We start from the raw sequence: 231 nt of genomic DNA on the forward strand, positions 1-231 counted from the left end.
CGGGGAAAACGACCAAGATCAAATATTCGATGAAAAAGATGGAACCTGCCAAACCCCCGTTTGGACGGCTCCGGCTGGGAGGTGGCGAAGCCGAGTCGCTCATGTCGGTAGCCGCAGGAGATACAGGCGCCATTTATATTAATGACCGGTTCATGGGTTATGTGGATCAACTGAACAATGCCGGCGGTGGGCTGCTGCTCAATCCAGGCACCTATGATCTGCATGTAAGCT

At 53.2% G+C, this 231-nt stretch carries 1 protein-coding gene; it reads left to right on the forward strand.

Going from position 1 to position 231, the window contains the following annotated elements; all coding sequences use genetic code 11:
• Positions 1–29 precede the first annotated feature (29 nt).
• Positions 30–231, forward strand: a 202-nt coding sequence (locus KVT28_RS27300) for a hypothetical protein (protein WP_217551482.1), incomplete at its 3' end; no start/stop codon positions are given.

It is taken from the genome of Pantoea sp. GbtcB22, from assembly GCF_019091025.1.
Taxonomy (GTDB): domain Bacteria; phylum Pseudomonadota; class Gammaproteobacteria; order Enterobacterales; family Enterobacteriaceae; genus Pantoea; species Pantoea leporis.